Source organism: Oryzobacter terrae, assembly GCF_042756445.1.
Lineage (GTDB): Bacteria > Actinomycetota > Actinomycetes > Actinomycetales > Dermatophilaceae > Oryzobacter > Oryzobacter terrae.
In genome coordinates this window covers 142401-158643 of the sequence record NZ_CP170578.1, presented here as the reverse complement: position 1 = coordinate 158643, position 16243 = coordinate 142401, and the positions used below count along the sequence as shown (strand labels likewise).

Annotated in this window: 17 protein-coding genes, 1 tRNA gene and 1 riboswitch; of the genes, 3 read left to right on the top strand and 15 right to left on the bottom strand. The window is 74.7% G+C overall.

Features of this window, described 5'->3' with window-relative positions; all coding sequences use genetic code 11:
- Positions 1–45: 45 nt before the first annotated feature.
- Positions 46–139, bottom strand: a riboswitch (glycine riboswitch).
- Between the two features lie 104 nt (positions 140–243).
- From ACFWN3_RS00760 to ACFWN3_RS00720, 9 genes are all read right to left on the bottom strand, one after another.
- A complete protein-coding gene (locus tag ACFWN3_RS00760; RefSeq protein WP_377642465.1) occupies positions 244–828 on the bottom strand; it encodes a MerR family transcriptional regulator in 585 nt (194 codons plus the stop codon).
- Between the two features lie 222 nt (positions 829–1050).
- Positions 1051–1548 carry a bifunctional nuclease family protein gene (locus ACFWN3_RS00755; RefSeq protein WP_377642463.1) on the bottom strand — a complete coding sequence of 166 codons (498 nt, stop codon included), beginning with the start codon at positions 1546–1548 and terminating at the stop codon, positions 1051–1053.
- A gap of 96 nt (positions 1549–1644) precedes the next feature.
- The gene (locus ACFWN3_RS00750) at positions 1645–2304 is read right to left on the bottom strand and encodes a MerR family transcriptional regulator (protein ID WP_377642461.1); all 660 of its coding nucleotides are present in this window, start codon (positions 2302–2304) and stop codon (positions 1645–1647) included.
- A 50-nt stretch (positions 2305–2354) separates the two neighbouring features.
- Complete coding sequence (locus tag ACFWN3_RS00745; protein WP_377642459.1) at positions 2355–2801, bottom strand: FHA domain-containing protein; 447 nt, start codon at positions 2799–2801, stop codon at positions 2355–2357.
- A gap of 118 nt (positions 2802–2919) precedes the next feature.
- Positions 2920–3306 (bottom strand): glycine cleavage system protein GcvH, encoded by a 387-nt coding sequence (gcvH, locus tag ACFWN3_RS00740; RefSeq protein WP_377642457.1) that lies wholly within the window; start codon positions 3304–3306, stop codon positions 2920–2922.
- A gap of 30 nt (positions 3307–3336) precedes the next feature.
- The gene (locus ACFWN3_RS00735; protein WP_377642455.1) at positions 3337–4101 is read right to left on the bottom strand and encodes a DUF881 domain-containing protein; all 765 of its coding nucleotides are present in this window, start codon (positions 4099–4101) and stop codon (positions 3337–3339) included.
- Positions 4098–4430 carry a small basic family protein gene (locus ACFWN3_RS00730; protein WP_377642454.1) on the bottom strand — a complete coding sequence of 111 codons (333 nt, stop codon included), beginning with the start codon at positions 4428–4430 and terminating at the stop codon, positions 4098–4100. Before ACFWN3_RS00730 ends, ACFWN3_RS00735 begins: the two co-directional genes overlap by 4 nt.
- Positions 4427–5356 carry a DUF881 domain-containing protein gene (locus ACFWN3_RS00725; protein ID WP_377642452.1) on the bottom strand — a complete coding sequence of 310 codons (930 nt, stop codon included), beginning with the start codon at positions 5354–5356 and terminating at the stop codon, positions 4427–4429. Before ACFWN3_RS00725 ends, ACFWN3_RS00730 begins: the two co-directional genes overlap by 4 nt.
- Complete coding sequence (locus ACFWN3_RS00720; RefSeq protein WP_377642450.1) at positions 5353–5949, bottom strand: CDP-alcohol phosphatidyltransferase family protein; 597 nt, start codon at positions 5947–5949, stop codon at positions 5353–5355. Before ACFWN3_RS00720 ends, ACFWN3_RS00725 begins: the two co-directional genes overlap by 4 nt.
- Before the next feature lie 57 nt (positions 5950–6006).
- Here ACFWN3_RS00720 and ACFWN3_RS00715 point away from each other — a divergent pair, with 57 nt between their 5' ends.
- Positions 6007–7155 carry a MalY/PatB family protein gene (locus ACFWN3_RS00715; protein WP_377642448.1) on the top strand — a complete coding sequence of 383 codons (1149 nt, stop codon included), beginning with the start codon at positions 6007–6009 and terminating at the stop codon, positions 7153–7155.
- A 76-nt stretch (positions 7156–7231) separates the two neighbouring features.
- Complete coding sequence (locus ACFWN3_RS00710) at positions 7232–7435, top strand: hypothetical protein (protein WP_377642446.1); 204 nt, start codon at positions 7232–7234, stop codon at positions 7433–7435.
- 35 nt (positions 7436–7470) lie between these two features.
- Here ACFWN3_RS00710 and ACFWN3_RS00705 read toward each other — a convergent pair whose 3' ends face one another.
- The gene (locus ACFWN3_RS00705) at positions 7471–7764 is read right to left on the bottom strand and encodes a hypothetical protein (RefSeq protein WP_377642444.1); all 294 of its coding nucleotides are present in this window, start codon (positions 7762–7764) and stop codon (positions 7471–7473) included.
- Between the two features lie 71 nt (positions 7765–7835).
- Positions 7836–8609, bottom strand: coding sequence for a hypothetical protein (locus tag ACFWN3_RS00700; RefSeq protein WP_377642442.1), 774 nt, complete (start codon positions 8607–8609; stop codon positions 7836–7838).
- 137 nt (positions 8610–8746) lie between these two features.
- On the opposite strand from ACFWN3_RS00700, the gene ACFWN3_RS00695 reads away from it, so the two are divergent.
- Positions 8747–12955 carry a BTAD domain-containing putative transcriptional regulator gene (locus tag ACFWN3_RS00695; protein WP_377642440.1) on the top strand — a complete coding sequence of 1403 codons (4209 nt, stop codon included), beginning with the start codon at positions 8747–8749 and terminating at the stop codon, positions 12953–12955.
- Here the strand turns inward: ACFWN3_RS00695 and ACFWN3_RS00690 are convergent.
- From ACFWN3_RS00690 to ACFWN3_RS00675, 4 genes are all read right to left on the bottom strand, one after another.
- Entirely contained in the window at positions 12952–13620 is a 669-nt protein-coding gene (locus ACFWN3_RS00690; RefSeq protein WP_377642439.1) for a class I SAM-dependent methyltransferase, read from the bottom strand. The genes ACFWN3_RS00695 and ACFWN3_RS00690 overlap by 4 nt on opposite strands.
- A gap of 145 nt (positions 13621–13765) precedes the next feature.
- Positions 13766–13839, bottom strand: a tRNA-Pro gene (locus ACFWN3_RS00685).
- 180 nt (positions 13840–14019) lie between these two features.
- Positions 14020–15492 carry a ribosome biogenesis GTPase Der gene (gene der, locus ACFWN3_RS00680; RefSeq protein WP_377642438.1) on the bottom strand — a complete coding sequence of 491 codons (1473 nt, stop codon included), beginning with the start codon at positions 15490–15492 and terminating at the stop codon, positions 14020–14022.
- 52 nt (positions 15493–15544) lie between these two features.
- Positions 15545–16231, bottom strand: coding sequence for a lysophospholipid acyltransferase family protein (locus ACFWN3_RS00675; RefSeq protein ID WP_377642437.1), 687 nt, complete (start codon positions 16229–16231; stop codon positions 15545–15547).
- Positions 16232–16243: the final 12 nt, after the last annotated feature.

Here is a 16243-nt window from a genome sequence, read left to right as displayed (position 1 = left end):
ACGTCTCCCCCTCTGTCACACCGGGATCCGGTGCTCCACAGGTGCCTGGTCCGTGCAGTCCCTTGCGCCTGAGAGGTTCCGGGGAGGTTTGCCCCTTCGGCGCCCCGGTCGATGCCGAGGACTCTCCCGCACGGTGTGAGCGGCAGGGCCGAATCTACCACCGGAGCGGCCGCCGGCCGCCCCCGTGCACGCCGACCAACGGACCGGCGTGGCGGCAGGGCGGCGCAGTGGTGGGCGCGGGCCTCAGGCGAGGCGGGCGGCGCGGCGGGCGCCGAGCTCGTCGCCGGCCTGGATCGGCAGGGCGCCGCCCTCGTGCTCGGCCCGCTCGCTCGGCAGGGCCGCGAGCTCGCCCTCGACCTCGCGCCAGACCTTGCCCACGGCGATGCCGAAGACGCCCTGGCCGCCCTGGAGCAGGTCGATGACCTCGTCGTTCGAGGTGCACTCGTAGACCGAGGCGCCGTCGCTCATGAGGGTGATCCCGGCGAGGTCGTCGACGCCGCGCGAGCGCAGCACGCTGATGGCGACACGGATCTGCTGGAGCGAGACCCCGGTGTCGAGCAGGCGCTTGACCACCTTGAGCACGAGGATGTCGCGGAAGCCGTAGAGGCGCTGGGTGCCCGAGCCGCCGGCCGGGCGGACCGACGGCTCGACGAGCCCGGTCCGTGCCCAGTAGTCGAGCTGGCGGTAGGTGATGCCGGCCGCCTTGCAGGCGGTGGGACCGCGGTAGCCGACCTCGTCGTCGAGCTCGGGCAGGTCGCTGGCGAACAGCACCCCCTGGGCGGGGACGGGGCCGGACCCCTGCTGCCGCGCTTCTCCGCTGGAGACCACGCCTACCTCCTCGACTCGCCTGACCAGACGACTGTACGCCGTGAATGACACCGACGTGACTTGATCGTCACTGCTGTGACGTGTGTGACGGTAGGGGCTGGTGTGACGAGGGTCAACGACCGCGGCCCGCCGCGCTCACCGGCGTGTCGCGGCACGGGACCCCCGCCAGAGACGCCGGGTCCGGCGACGGTCCCCAGCGGGACCGTGCGGCCCGCCGCGGGGTCAGGGACCGGTCTCGGTCTCGGTGTCGAAGTCGTCGGCGGAGACCTGGTCGAGGAACTCCTTGAACTTCTCGACCTCGTCGTCCTCGGTCTCGTTCATCTCGACCCCGGCCTCGTCGAGCAGGTCGTCCTCGGCGACGATCTCGGCGCCGGCGCGCAGGGCGAGGGCGATGGCGTCGGAGGAGCGCGACTCGATGTCGGTGCCGCCCGCCTCGGCCCCACCGTCGAGGTCGAGCACCGCGTGGAAGACGCCGTCCTTGAGCGCGACGATCCGCACCCGGGTCAGCTCGTGGCCGAGCTCGTCGATGACGTTGCGCAGGAGGTCGTGGGTGAGCGGGCGCGGGGGGACGACCCCCTGCTGGGCGTAGGCGATGGCGGTCGCCTCGGCGGCCCCGATCCAGATCGGCAGGTAGCGCTCGCCGTCACGCTCCCTCAGGAGCACGATCGGCTGGTTGGTCGGCATCTCGACCCGCACCCCGAGCACGTCCAGGACCTTCATTGGCTCACCGTACCCCGCGACCCTGACCGCGGCCGCGGGTCCCCGTGAGCGGGCTCGTCGGCGCCGGCGACGACGGTCGCCGACGGAGCGCGAGGGTCAGCCGGGCGGGGCCAGCCCGCCGCGGACGAGGGCGGCGTGCAGGGTGAGGCAGAGGTGGGCGACCTCGGCCGCGTGCCGGGTGGCGTCGCTCCCCCGCCGCGCCCCGACGACCTGCTCGACGAGCCCGACCTCGCGGTCGGCGGCGGTCCGGAAGGCCCGCAGGTGCCGGGGCTGGATCCCGTACTCGGCGAGGGCGCCGGTGGCGCGCGCGACGCGGAGGTCGGCCTCGCCGTGGAGCCCGTCGGCACGAGGACGGAGCAGCCCGTGCGAGACGAGGTCGGCGACGACCGAGACCTCCAGGCCGCTCGCCTCGGCGAGCTCGGCAGCGGTGAGCCGCAGCGCCTTCGTCGTCGCGAGCTCGCCGACGCTCGGCACCGCGGGGTCGGCCGCCGGCTCGGGGGGTCGGGCCCGCAGGTCCCCTCCCTCGCCGGGCGCCAGGCCGCGGTCGAGGGCGTCGAGGTTGTCGCGGATGACGCGCAGCGGCCAGAAGAGGTCGCGCTGGGCGCGCAGGACGTAGCGCACCCGCTCGACGTCGGCCTGCGCGTACTGCCGGTACCCCGAGTCGGTGCGGGCCGGGGTCACCAGGCCCTCGGTCTCGAGGAAGCGCACCTTGCTGATCGAGACGTCGGGGAACTCCCCGCGCAGGGCGCGGACCACCGCACCGACGGTGAGCGGCCGACCGCCCGCCTCGTCCGGCACGGCTGCGGTCAGGCCTGGCTCGCGTAGAACACGAGGCGGAACTTGCCGATCTGGACCTCGTCGCCGGTCCGGAGCACGGCCTCGTCGACGAGCTCGCGGTTGACGTAGGTGCCGTTGAGCGAGCCGACGTCGCGCACGACGAAGCCGCCGCCGGTGCGGGTGAAGACCGCGTGCTTGCGCGAGACGGTGACGTCGTCGAGGAAGATGTCGCTGTCGGGGTGGCGGCCCGACATCACCTCGTCGTCGTCGAGGAGGAAGCGCGCTCCCGTGTTCGGTCCGCGGAGGACGACGAGGAGGGCCGTCCCGGCCCGCAGGGCCTCGACGGTCGCGAGGTCGGCCTTGGTGAGGACGTGGTCGGTCTCGGCGACCTGCTCGACGGGCTCGGCGCCCTGCACTGCCTGCAGGCGCATCGTCGTCGGCTCGGGGACCTGAGGGTCCTCGCGCTCGTCACTCATGTGTCGACCTCAGCCTTCGGTTGTCGGGTCTCCCCGGGAGTGTCACACCCTAGATCACCCCACGGGCGTTGCCCACCCCAGACCGGGGAGCGGGGAGGTGGGGGCGGAGGCGTCGGCCTCAGGAGAGCTGTGCGGTGTACCCGTCGACGTCCATGAGCGCCTCGACGTCGGCGGCGTCGGAGGGGCGCAGCTCGTACATCCAGCCCTCGCCGTACGGGTCGGTGTTGACGAGCTCGGGCGTGGCGTCGAGCGCCGGGTTGACGCTCGTGACCTCGCCGGTGACCGGCGCGTAGAGGTCGCTGACCGACTTCGTCGACTCGACCTCGCCGCACGTGTCGCCCGCCGTCACCGCGTCACCCACCCCGGGGAGGCTGACGTAGACGACGTCGCCGAGGGCCTCCTGCGCGAACGACGTGATGCCGATCCGCACGACGTCCCCCTCGGTGCGCACCCACTCGTGCTCGGCGGTGTAGCGCAGGCCGGCGGGGTACTCGAGGTCGCTCATGTCTCTCCTTCGTCGGGGTCGCGGGACCCGTCAGGGGGTGGTGGTGGGTACGGGCCGAGCGTACTGAGGCGGGGCGAGGGTCAGCAACGCGTCGACCTCGACCTCCTCGCGAACCTGCACGTCAGTGGTGCCGCCGACCCGGCGGACGCTGGCGGTGACCCCGCCGGGGATCTCCATCGCGCCGGCGAGGGTGCTGCCGTCGCCGATCGCCCGGATGACGTAGGGCGGGCGGACCGTCGTGCCCGAGACCGACAGCCCGCCGTCGACCTCGCTGAACCACGTGTTGGAGACCACCCGCACGTCGCCGATCTGGATCGCCTCGGCCCCCGCGCCGCGCAGCTCCTGGATCGTGTCGAGGACCAGCGGCCCGGTGACGGTGCCGTCGGGGTCGCCGATCGTGAGGACGATCCCCGTCCCGGAGGCGGGGGCGGTGCCGGCGAGGATGCCGAGGGTGTCGAGGCGCTCCTTGGCGGCGCGCTGGGCCTCGGCCTCGTTCGTCGACTGGCTCTGCAGGAGCTCGAGGGAGGACTCGAGGCCGCGGATCTCGTTCGCCAGGCGCTCGCCCTCCTGGTCGACGCCGGCGAACACCCGGACCAGCTCGTCCTCGCGCAGGTTCTCCAGGCCCTGGATCGAGGTCTGCCGGACCTGGGTGATGATCGCGAAGCCGAGCGCGCCCGCGAGGAGCATCGCGAGGAGGTTCGCCCGCGTCGCCCTCGGGGAGCCGGCCCGCAGCAGGCGGCGCCAGGCCCCCTGCGTCGCGCGCGGGGCCCGGGGGGGCGGTCCGGCCTCGGTCATGCGTTGAACAGGTGGCGCCGGATGGCGGCGACGTTGGAGAAGATCCGCACCCCGAGGACGACCACGACCCCGGTCGACAGCTGGCTGCCGACACCGAGCTTGTCGCCGAGGAAGACGATGAAGGCCGCGACGACGACGTTGGACAGGAAGGACACGACGAAGACCTTGTCGTCGAAGATGCCGTCGAGGATGGCGCGCACCGCCCCGAAGACCGCGTCGAGGGCGGCGATGACCGCGATCGGCAGGTAGGGCTGCAGCCAGACGGGCACCGTCGGCTGGAGGATGAGGCCGATGACGATGCCGAGCGCCAGCCCGATGGCCGGGATCACGACGAGCTCCCTTCGGGCGTGGGCGTGCGTGACGGGATGGGTGAGGGCGAGGACGCCCCCGGGTCAGCGGCACCAGTATCACCGGTGGTGGCGTAGCGGGTCGTCAGGCCGACCGCCGCGGGCACGGTGAGGTCGGACCTCACCTCGGTGTCGACGCGCACCCCGAAGGTGCTGCGCAGGGTCGACAGGTAGGTCCCGCCGGGGCCGTCGGCGAACTCGGCGGGGAAGGCACGCGGGTCCCCGATCGCGGTGAGGACGTAGGGACGCGCCAGCGGGCGGTAGTCGACGATGATCGCCGACCCCGCGAAGCGGATCGTCGAGGTCGAGGTGAGCCGCTTGCCGTTGATGCTGATCGCCTCGGCGCCCGCCTGCCACATCGCGTTGGTGACGTACTGGAGGTCGCGCGAGTTCACCCGCCCCTCGGAGGCGGCGTCGTCCTCGGCCTCGTCGGCGCCCTCGCCGGGCGCGTCGTCGAGGGTGAGCACGAAGCCGGGACCCGTGAGGGGGACCGAGCCGACGACGGCCGCGAGCTCGCGGCCCCGCACGAGGGTGGCGGGGTCTCCCCCGAGCTGCTCGGTCTCGAGCGCGGTGACCTCGGCCTGGAGGGCGGAGGCCCGAGCGGTCAGCGCGTCGACCTCGGTGCGGCGGCCCTCGATCTCGCTGATGAGGTCGGCGCGTGCCTGGGTGCGCGGCTCGTTGGCCGCGGTGAGGTTGAAGGACGCGATCCCGACGACGAGCCCGATGGCGACGGTCGCGACGACGAGCCGCGGGGAGCGGAGCGGGGTGGACCGGGGCAGGCCGGCGGCCTCGCGCCGGTCGGCGGCGGCCGCGTACCCGGGGTCGAGCGGACGCTCGAGCATCGTGGTGAGCAGCGTCATCGACGCGTCCGGCCGGCGGCCCGTGGGGGTGCGGTCGGCGTGGCTCACGCGGCGACCGCCCTCCGAGCGGCGAGCAGCTGGCGCAGCTGGAGGGCGTAGAGGACGCCGGCCACCCAGTACAGGACCGTCCCCCACCACACGAAGCCCCAGCCGACCGGCTCGGCGATGCGGGCCGCCGTGGAGTCGCCGTCGGCGAGGAGGAGCAGGGGGAACGCGTACAGCAGGTTGAAGGTGGCGGCCTTGCCGGCGAAGTGGACGGGCAGGCCGACCCATCCGTTGCGATGGGCGATGAGCACGACGACGCCCATGAACGCCTCGCGGGCGAACAGGACGAGCACGAGCCACCACGGGATGATGTCGCGCCAGGCCAGGCCGAGCAGCGTGGAGACGATGTAGAGGCGGTCGGCGACGGGGTCGAGGACCTGGCCCACCCGCGAGACGAGGCCGTAGTGGCGGGCGATCTTGCCGTCGAGGTAGTCGGTGACACCCGAGACGACGAGGAGGACGATCGCCAGCCCGTCGCGCTCGGCGAGGATCGCCCAGAGGAAGACGGGCACCCCCAGCAGGCGGAGCGCGGACAGCACGTTCGGGACCGTGAGCACCCGGCTGCTCACGGTCTCCTCGGGCGCCCCCGTCGACATGACGGCCACTGTATGCCGTGGTGCGGCGCCCGCCGGCAGCCGTCCTAGGGTGTCGGCATGGCTGCTGCACTCCTCTCCGCCGGCGAGGCCGAGCTGCGCCGCGACCGCACGAGCGTCAAGTGGTCGGCGTACCCTCCCGACGTCCTGCCGGTGTGGGTCGCCGAGATGGACGTGGCCCCCTGTCCGGTGGTCGCGGAGGTCGTGACGGCCGCGCTCCGCCGGGGCGACACCGGCTACGGGTGGGCCCCGCGCTACAGCGCCGCCGTGGCCCGCTACGCGGCCGACTCGTGGGGCTGGGAGCTCGACCCCTCCCTCACCCAGGTCGTCGCCGACGTGATGATCGGCGCCTCCGAGCTGCTCCGCCTGCTCACCGACGAGGGCGGTCCCGTCGTCGTCTCGCCCCCGGTGTACGACTCCTTCTTCGGCTTCGTCGACGCGATCGGTCGCCGTCGGGTCGACGCCCCGCTCACCCCCGGGGGCCGCCTCGACCCCGGGTCGCTCGAGCGCGCGTTCGCGGCGGCGACGGCCTCCGGCGAGCGGGCCGCCTACCTGCTGTGCAACCCGCACAACCCCACGGGGGCGGTCCACTCCCCCGACGAGCTCGCGTCGGTGGCCTCGCTGGCCGCGCGGTACGGGGTCCGGGTGGTGTCCGACGAGATCCACGCCCCCCTCGTCCACCCCGGCAGCACGTTCACGCCGTACCTGAGCGTGCCGGGGAGCGAACCGGGCTTCGCGGTGTTCTCGCCCTCGAAGGGATGGAACCTCGCCGGGCTGAAGTCGGCGCTCGTCATCGCGGGGACCGGGGCCCGGGCCGACCTGGCGCGGCTCCACGAGGTGCACACCCACGGCTCCTCGCACCTCGCGACGATGGCGCACGTCGCCGTCCTCGACGACGGCCGCGACTGGCTGGCCCGGCTCGTCGGCGAGCTCGACGCGAACCGCACGCTCCTCGGCCGGCTGCTCGCCGAGCACCTGCCGGCGGTCCGCTGGACACCGCCCGAGGCCACCTACCTCGCCTGGCTCGACTGCCGCGACCTCGGGCTCGGCGACGACCCGGCCGCCGCGTTCCGGGCCCGGGGCCGCGTGGCCCTGTCGTCGGGGCCGGCCTACGGGCGCGACGCGGGGCGTGGCTTCGCGCGGCTCAACTTCGCGACCTCGCCCGAGGTGCTCGAGGACGCCGTGCGCCGGATGGCCTCGTCACTCTGACCCGCTCGGGGTGCTGGCCCGGCGACCGTCGCACCCGTACGGTGGGCCGCAGGTCGTCCCGCGGAGAGGGGTCCTCGTGTCCGTCGTCGTCGCGCTCGTCGTCGTGATGGGTGTCCTGCTCGCCCTCGGGACCGTCCTCGTCCTCGTCCTGCTCGACGGCTCGCGGCCACCGTCGCCCGCCCCCATCCGGGCCGGACAGAGCGGGACCCCGGGACCCGAGCACACCGCACCCCACCACACCCCGTGGCTGCACCGCGAGGACGGTGCGGGCGGCGCCTGACGCCCACGGGCCCGGTCAGGCCGGGTCGGGCCGGGTCAGGGGCGGCGACGCAGGCCCGAGCGGTAGCCGAGGGCGGCCGCGGCGACGGCGAGCCCGCCGGCGAGGACCGCCGAGCCCAGGACCTGCCGGAGGTCGAGGACCCAGAACACGGGTGACGCGTCAGGGGTCGAGGAGTAGGCGAACCAGCCGAACTCCGCGGTCGGCCCGCGCAGGGCGAGCATCAGCGCCCCGACGACGACGAGGGCGACGCCGACGAACGCCGCGACCAGGGCCCCGCGGGATCGCGGTGCGGTGGCGAGGACGGGTCCGGACGGTGGCTGCTCCCCCATGCCGCCCAGCCTAGGAGGTCGGCCCGGCGGGCGCCGGACGGAGGAAGGGTGCGTCGCGCACCGGGGCGTCGTCAGGGCGCGACGAGGTCGGCGTCGACGAAGACGGCGCCCTCGACCATCCGGTTCAGCTCCTCGATGGTCGAGGCGCTCGGACCCTCAGGGCCGGGGAAGTACCCGACGACCATCATGAGGCGCTGCCCGTCGACGTCGACGATCCACAGGCGCTGGGTCTTGCCCGCGGCGACCCCTTGGGTGCTGCCGTGGTGGTCGCGCCAGCTGCTCGGCTCCTCCCCACAGGCAGCAGGAAGGACGGCCGGCAGGTTGAGCTCCATGACGACCCCCTCGTGTCCGCCGATGGTCGTCGGCGTCGGCGGGGTGGACTCCCAGACCGGCAGCGCCGCCAGGGCGTTGGCGAGGTCGCGCACCGTGGGCCCCGGGTCGAACCAGGTGGCGCCCCCACAGGGCCGGGCGGCCACCTCGGCGACGGTCCAGGTGTCGAGGTGGCGGAAGCCACCCTCCTCGGCCGAGATCTCGTAGCCGTCGCCACGACCCAGGTAGCCGGCGGGCACCTCGAGGACGACCATCGGGGGGTCGGCCCGCTCGCTGGAGAACCCCAGCGCGTACCTTCCGGGGGCGAGCGGTGCGTCGTCCGAGGCCACCTTCGTGAGCCTGGTGGCGTCCACGACGGTCCCGGACGGGGACGGCGTCGGCGAGGTCGCCGTGGACGACGAGGTGGCCGCTGCCGACGGGCGGGAGTCGGGGTCCTGCGTGCACGCGGTGAGCGTGAGGGCGAGCACGGCAACGAGCGCGGCGGCCGGGCCCGGTGTCGAGAGACGTCCGTTCATGGTGGGCTCCTCTGCGGCCGCGGTGTGCGGCCTCGCCCTCCGGTATGGAGGTGCGGGCTATCGGGGAGGTGCCGGGGAGGTATCAGCGGGATATCAGGGCCGTTGACCCCGGTGAGGAAGAGGTCGACAGTCGGGGCATGGGCATCTCCGTCCTCGGCCCGATCGAGGTCGACGGCCGGGCGAACGACCTGAGCCCGAGGGACCGCGTGGTCCTCTCGGCGCTCGTCGTGAACGCCGGCACGCCGATGAGCACCGACGCCCTCGCCGATGCGCTGTGGGGCGGGGCGCTGCCCGCCTCGTGGGCCAAGGTGGTCTACGGCTGCGTCTGGCGGCTGCGCACGCTGCTCGGCACCACGGCCATCGAGCGCGGGCCGGCCGGGTACCGCCTGACCCTGGGTGACCAGGAGCTCGACCACCGCCTGTTCGAGCGGCTCGTGGAGCGGGGGCGGGAGGCGCTGGCGGGCGACGACCCGGCGCGGGCGTCCTTCCTCGTGGGCGAGGGACTCGGCCTGTGGCGGGGCACGGCCCTGGCCGACGTCGACGAGTGGGCGCCGGGACGGGTCGAGGCCGCGCGGCTCGAGGGCCTGCGCATGGACGCCGAGGAGCTGCGCGTCGAGGCCGAGGTGCGCGTCGGTCACGCCCCGGCCGTGCTGGAGCAGGCACGCGCGCTCGTCGCGCGGGCGCCCTTCCGGGAGCGGCGCTGGGCGCTGCTGGCCCTGGCGCTCTACCAGTCCGGTCGCCAGGGCGAGGCCCTCGGTGCGCTCCACCGGGCTCGCACCATGCTCGTCGACGAGTTCGGCCTGGACCCGGGGCACGCCCTCGTCGAGCTCGAGCAGCAGCTGTTGCGACAGGACCCGTCGTTGGCGCCGGGGGGCGTCGGCGAGTCCAGCGCCCCGTGTCCCTACCGGGGGCTGCTCGCGTACGACGCCCAGGACGCCGACCTGTTCTTCGGCCGCGAGGACGACATCGCGGCGTGCCTCCGGCGCCTGCGCGACGTGGGAGTCCTCGTGGTCATCGGACCGTCCGGGATCGGGAAGTCCTCCCTCGTCTGCGCCGGCCTCGTCGCCTCCCTGACCCGCGGACGGACCCCGGTGCTCCTCTGCACGCCGGGAGCCCGACCGCTCGACTCGCTCGCCGGGCTGAAGCCGCGGGGTCGCCAGACCCTGGTGGTGGACCAGGCCGAGGAGGTCGTCACGCTGTGCGACGACCCCGAGCAGCGGGAGCGCTTCCTCACCGCGCTCGCGACCCACGTGGGTGCGGGCGGTGGGCTCGTCCTGTCCCTGCGCGCCGACCACCTCGGGGACCTCGCGCCCTACCCCGACATCGCCCGCATCCTCGAGGCGGGCCTGTACCTCCTCGGGCCCATGCGCGAGCCGGAGCTGCGGCAGGCCGTCGAGGGACCGGCACGCCGGGCCGGGCTCCGGCTCGAGCCGGGGCTCGTCGACCTCATGCTCAACGAGCTCGATGGCGAGGCGGCCGGGCTCCCGATGCTCTCGCACGTGCTGCGCGAGACCTGGGAGCGTCGCGAGGGCCCGACGCTGACCATCGACGGCTACAAGGCGACGGGAGGCATCCAGCACGCCGTGTCGCAGTCGGCCGAGTCCCTGTACTCGGCGATGGACGAGGCCGACCGGGCCCGGTTGCGGAGCCTGCTCCTGCGGCTGGTGATGCCGACCGACGGTGAGCCGGTCCGCGCCAAGGTGCCGCGGGACAAGGTCACCACCGACGAGGCGCACCGGTGGCTCGTGGAGCAGCTGGTCGGGGCCCGGCTGCTGTGCATCGACGGTGACACGCTCCAGATCGCGCACGAGGCGCTGGTCCGGGTCTGGCCCCGGCTGCGCGGCTGGCTCGACGACGACGTCGAGGGGCAGCGGCTCTTCCGGCACCTCGCCGGGGCCGCCGAGGCGTGGGAGTCGATGGGCCGTCCCGACAGCGAGCTCTACCGGGGCACCCGGCTCAGCCGCACCCTCGAGTGGCGGGACCGCTCGAGCACCGACCTCGACGAGGCCGAGACGGACTTCCTCGCGGCCTCGGTCACGCTGGCCGAGGAGGAGGTCCGCGCCGCCGAGGCTGCGGCAGCCCGTGACCGTCGGGTGCGGCGCCGGCTGCGGGTGTCGCTGGCGGGCGTCGCCGTCCTGCTGACCGTCGCACTCGGGGTCGGCACGGCGGCCGTGCGCAGCGCGGACCAGGCCCGCGGCGAACGGACCCGCGCCGAACGCGCGGCCACCCTCGCGGAGGCTCGACGGGTCAGCGCGCAGGCCCAGGACCACGAGGACCTCGCCACCTCGCTGCTGCTGGGGCTCGTGGCCCTGGAGCTCGACGGGGCGTCTGCGCAGGGCTGGCAGGACCTTGCCAGCACGCTGGTGCGCGCCGGGTCGCTGGAGCGCACCCTCACCGGGGCCGGCGGTGTCGCTCTCGACGTGAGCAGCGACGGAGCGGTGCTCGCCTCGAGCCACCCCACCGAGGGCGTCCGCCTCTACGACACCCGGACCATGTCGCCCATCGCCTTCGGTGACGACGTCCCGACCAGTGCGGTGCGGTTCTCGCCCGACGGCCGCGTGCTCGCCACCGCGGTCAACCACTGGACCCAGGACGGCAGCGAACGGATCGACGAGCGGCCCGTCCGGTTGTACGACCTGCCCGGCGGTGACCTGGCCGCGCGTCAGCCCGGTGGCTGGCCCGAGGGCAGCAGCGTCGAGTACTCCATGGACTTCAGCCGCGACGGACGTCGGCTCGCGGCGGCCGTGAACCGCTGGGACGCCGACGCCCGCCACTGGCGGGAGACCGGCGCCGTGATGGTGTGGGACGTCCGCACGCCGTCGGTGCCCCTCCTGCGGATCGCGGCGCCGGACGAGTCCCTGGTCGCGCTGAGCCCCGACGGTCGCCGCGTCTACGTCGCACAGACGGACGAGCCCACCCCCCTCCGGGTCCACGCCGTCGACTCCGGGCGCCTGCTCCGGACGTCCGGGGCCCTCCTCGGTGACAGCGCGGGGGTCTCCGCCCTGGACGTGAGTCCGGACGGCTCCACGCTGGCGGTGGGAGCCGGGGACCGGGTCCTCCTCCTGGACGCCACGACCCTGGAGCCTCGCGGACCGGCCCTGGGAGGCCACGCCGGTGACGTGGGCGTCACGTTCTCGCACGACGGCACGATGCTGCTGTCCACCTCGGCCGACGGCAGGGTCGTCGTGTGGGACGCCCGGACCGGAGCGGAGGTGCGTCGAGTCGTGGGCTGGGACGGCGTGAACGGGAACGCGGTGTTCTCCCCCGACGACCGCACCGTCTACACGGCCGGCGTCGACGTCATGGCGTGGGACGTGTCCGGTGCGGACGCCCTCCTCTCCCCCGCGGGCGCGACCGCGCCGGTGGCGGGCCGGCTGCAGATCTCCCTCCCGGCTCCCGACGGCCGCACGATCGCGCGGGCCGTGGGATCCCGGCTGTGGTTCGTCGACTCCGGCACCGGCCGGGAGACGAGCAGGGCGAGGACCGGTCGCACGGTGTGGTTCCACGCCTGGTCTCCCGACTCGCGCTGGTTCCTGACGGTGGGTCCCGGGGTGCTGACCGTGTGGGACGCCGGCACGGGGCGGATGGTCGCCGAGCGCGACTACGCCGGCAACGTCGGCGTCCTGGCCACCTTCAGCCCGCGGGGCGACCGGCTCCTCGTCCACGACCGGGCCGGCCGGATCGAGACGCTGGACCGCGCGACCCTGCGCCCGGTCGGCGACCCGGTCACCGTCGGGCAGGTCCGGGTCCTGGTTCCCGACCCGCGGGGCGGCACGGTCCTCGCGTTCAGGGACGACGGGTCGGTCCTGCGCGTCGACTCCACCGGCGGAGGGGTGCTGGCGACCTCCCCCGCGGGGCTCGTGGGCCCGGGCGACCACGACGACGGCTACTACCAGGGCGCCATCTCCCCCGACGGGGCGGTCGTCGTGGCCCAGCACCCGGGCGGGGGCGTGCGCCTGCTCGACACCACCACGTGGACCTGGGTCGGCCAGGCGTCACCGGTCGGGTGGGGACGCAACGTCGCCTACGCCCCGGACGGTCGGCAGTTCGCGTCCGTGGACGCGGACTGGGTCAGGCTCTGGGACGGGCGGACCGGGGCGTACCAGTCGGGAGTCCCGCTCCCCGGCCCGGTCCCGGGGGCCACGGTGGCCTACCTCCCCGACGGCGCCGGCCTCGTCGTCTCCGCCGTGGACGGCCGGACGTGGACGGTGGACACCCGGGCGGCGCACTGGGTGGAGCGCGCCTGCCGCCTCGCGGGTCGCAACCTGACGCTCGCCGAGTGGAGGCAGTTCGTCCCCGGTCGGCCGTACGAGGTCACCTGCCCGCAGTGGCCCGCCGGCAGCTAGCGGTGCGGGCATCGCAGCACCGCGAGGTGGAGGGCGCGACCGTTGGGCACCGGGGCCCGGTCGAGCCGCTCGAGGACGACCTCGGGACTGGCGAAGACGTGCATCTCGGCGTCGTCGAGGAGCCACGGCGGGCCGTCGTCGCCCGACTCGTCGGGCTCGCGGGCCACCTGCACCGCCAGCAGCGTCCCGCCCGGCGCGAGCAGCTCGCGCACGCCCGCGACGGCCTCGCGGCGGACCGCGGGCGGCAGGGCCTGGACGGTGAAGACCTCGAGGACGAGGTCGAAGGCGTGCCGCAGGTCGGCGGGCAGGTCGAGCAGGTCGGCGACGCGGTAGGCGACCTCACTGCCGGGGTGGCGCCCTCGAGCCAGGTCCACGGCGCTCGCGGCCACGTCGAAGGCGGTGGTGTCCCAGCCGGCCGCGGCGAGGTGCTCGGCATCGGCTCCGAGTCCGGCCCCGACCACGACGGCACGGCGACCCCCACCCGGCCCCTGCTCCGCGACGAGGGCGGCGACGGGCGGGTACGGCTCGTCGCGGCTCCAGGGGGTGTCGACCTCGTCGCGCGCCGCGGCGGACCACAGCTCCTCGAACCAGCGGGTCGGCTGCCCGTCGGCGGCGGCCGCCTGCCCGAGGCGGTCTGCGGCCTTCTCCCACGCGCGGTCCGTCATGCCTCCACGCTAGCGGCGAGGGTGCGCCGTCGGGCGGCCGTGACGCCGCCGGCGGTGGGGATGGCGGCTCCCCGGCATCGGCTCGGGGCGGGCACGAGAAGAGGGCCCGGCGTCGACTCGTCGATCGCCGGGCCCTCTGCTTCCGTCGGGCTGACAGGATTTGAACCTGCGACCCCTTGACCCCCAGTCAAGTGCGCTACCAAGCTGCGCCACAGCCCGTGGCTGCCCCCTCGCGGGAGCGTCGAAACCTTATCCCACACCCGCCGCGCCGACCCAATCGCCCCGGCCCCGTGGACGACCCTCCCGGCGAGGCACCCGAACCCGGTGTGGGACACCCTGAAGGTCGGGGTGCCCCGCGCCAGGTCCCGGCATCAGGCGGGAAAGGTGAGGCGGGTGGGGTCAGCGGCGGGAGCGCTTCTCGCGCACCCGGACCGAGATCTCGATCGGGGTGCCCTCGAAGCCGAACTCCTCGCGCAGGCGGCGCTCGACGAACCGGCGGTACCCGGCCTCGATGAAGCCCGACGCGAAGAGGACGAACCGCGGCGGACGGGTGCCCGCCTGGGTCGCGAAGAGGATGCGTGGCTGCTTGCCCCCGCGCACCGGGTGGGGGTGCCCGGCGACGACCTCGCCGAGGAAGGCGTTGAGGCGGCCGGTGGAGATGCGGGTGTCCCACGACTCGAGGGCGGTCTCGAGCGCCGGGACGAGCTTCTCCATGTGCCGGCCGGTGCGGGCCGAGACGTTGACCCGGGGCGCCCACGGGATCTGGACGAGGTCGCGCTCGATCTCGCGCTCGAGGAAGTGGCGGCGCTCCTCGTCGGTGAGGTCCCACTTGTTGTAGGCGATGACGAGCGACCGACCGGCGTCGATGACCTGCTGGATGACGCGGACGTCCTGCTCGGAGATCGTCTCGGACGCGTCGACGAGCACGACCGCGACCTCGGCCTTCTCCAGCGCGGTCTGGGTGCGCAGCGAGGCGTAGAAGTCGGAGCCGCGGGTCTGGTGCACCCGGCGGCGGATGCCGGCCGTGTCGACGAAGCGCCACGTCCTCCCCCCGAGCTCGACCATCTCGTCGACGGGGTCGCGCGTGGTGCCGGCGACGTTGTCGACGACGACCCGCTCGTGGCCGACGAGCTTGTTGAGCATCGAGGACTTGCCGACGTTGGGCCGACCGAGCAGGGCGACGCGGCGGGGGCCACCGCGCTCGTAGGCGCCGCCCATCGCCGAGACCTCGGGGAGCACCTCGAGGAGGGCGTCGAGGGCGTCGCCGCTGCCGCGGCCGTGGAGGGCGGAGACCGGCCAGGGCTGACCGAGGCCGAGGTTCCACAGCGCCGCGGCGTCGGCCTCGGTGCGCTGGTCGTCGACCTTGTTGGCGATGAGGACGACGGGCTTGCCCGCGCGGCGGAGCAGCCGGACGCAGTTCTCGTCGTCGTCGGTGGCGCCGACCGTGGCGTCGACGACGAAGAGGACGACGTCGGCGAGGTCGACGGCGATCTCGGCCTGCTCGGCGACGCGCAGGTGGATGCCCTTGGCGTCGATGGCCCAGCCGCCGGTGTCGACGAGGGTGAACGGGTGGCCGGTCCACTCGGCGTCGTAGGCGACGCGGTCGCGGGTGACGCCCGGGACGTCCTCGACGACGGCCTCACGGCGCCCGATGATGCGGTTGACGAGGGTCGACTTGCCGACGTTGGGACGCCCGACGACGGCCACGACCGGCAGCGGTCCGGCCGCGAGCTCGGCGTCGAGCGCGTCGTCGCCGCGCTCGAGGAGGACGCGGTCCTCCTCGCTGAGCTCGAAGTCCTCGAGCCCGACCCGCAGCGCGCGCTCGACGGCGGCAGGGTCCTCGGTCTGCGTCGTGGGGTCCTCGGTGCTCATCCCTCCATTCTCCCCCACGGCCGGGGGTGCCCCGGACCACGCACGGGGGCCGTCAGTCGAGGAGGTCGGGCGGCACGTCGGTCGGCAGCGGGATGCCGTGGCGCTCGGCGGCGGCGTGCACGTGCTCGACGAGCGCGGCCCGGATCTGCTCGGTCGCGAGCTCGAGGCGCGCCCGACCCGGCAGGCCGGCCGGCAGGTCGAGGACGACCGGCGCCCCGAGGTCGACGACGAGCCGGGACCGGAACCGGGGCCACGAGGCGGCGAGGTCGCCGGTCGCCCGGGTGCCCAGGCACGCGGTCGGGACGACGGTCGCGCCGGACTGCAACGCGAGCCAGGCCACCCCCTTGCCGGCCGAGGCGAGGTCGCCGCGACCCCGGCCGCCCTCGGGGAAGATGCCGACCACTCCCCCGCGCCCGAGCACCTCGAGGGCCTGGCCGAGGGCCCGGCGGTCGCCGCGCCCCTGCTCGATGGGGATCTGACCGCTCCAGCGCAGCAGGTGCCCGACAGCACCCTCGAAGGTGCGGGCGAGGACGAGGAAGTGGCTCGGACGCGGGGCCATCGCGAGGACGACGGCGCCGTCGAGGTAGCCGGTGTGGTTGGCCGCCAGCACCACCGGTCCGTGGCGCGGCACGTGTCCCGACCCCACGACCCGGGCCCGGTAGAGCACGAGGACGAGGACGCGGCCGACGACCCGACCGGCACGGGCCCGCCAGGCGGCGGGCGCGGGGACGTCGTTCACCGGCCCGGCTCC

Coding starts and splice junctions, on each gene's coding strand:
- ACFWN3_RS00755 (WP_377642463.1), bottom strand. CDS start 1,548: ATGAAGGTCCTGGACGTGCTCGGGGTGCGGGTCGAGATGCCGACCAAC.
- ACFWN3_RS00745 (WP_377642459.1), bottom strand. CDS start 2,801: ATGAGTGACGAGCGCGAGGACCCTCAGGTCCCCGAGCCGACGACGATG.
- gcvH (WP_377642457.1), bottom strand. CDS start 3,306: ATGAGCGACCTCGAGTACCCCGCCGGCCTGCGCTACACCGCCGAGCAC.
- ACFWN3_RS00735 (WP_377642455.1), bottom strand. CDS start 4,101: ATGACCGAGGCCGGACCGCCCCCCCGGGCCCCGCGCGCGACGCAGGGG.
- ACFWN3_RS00720 (WP_377642450.1), bottom strand. CDS start 5,949: ATGTCGACGGGGGCGCCCGAGGAGACCGTGAGCAGCCGGGTGCTCACG.
- ACFWN3_RS00715 (WP_377642448.1), top strand. CDS start 6,007: ATGGCTGCTGCACTCCTCTCCGCCGGCGAGGCCGAGCTGCGCCGCGAC.
- ACFWN3_RS00705 (WP_377642444.1), bottom strand. CDS start 7,764: ATGGGGGAGCAGCCACCGTCCGGACCCGTCCTCGCCACCGCACCGCGA.
- ACFWN3_RS00700 (WP_377642442.1), bottom strand. CDS start 8,609: ATGAACGGACGTCTCTCGACACCGGGCCCGGCCGCCGCGCTCGTTGCC.
- ACFWN3_RS00695 (WP_377642440.1), top strand. CDS start 8,747: ATGGGCATCTCCGTCCTCGGCCCGATCGAGGTCGACGGCCGGGCGAAC.
- ACFWN3_RS00690 (WP_377642439.1), bottom strand. CDS start 13,620: ATGACGGACCGCGCGTGGGAGAAGGCCGCAGACCGCCTCGGGCAGGCG.
- der (WP_377642438.1), bottom strand. CDS start 15,492: ATGAGCACCGAGGACCCCACGACGCAGACCGAGGACCCTGCCGCCGTC.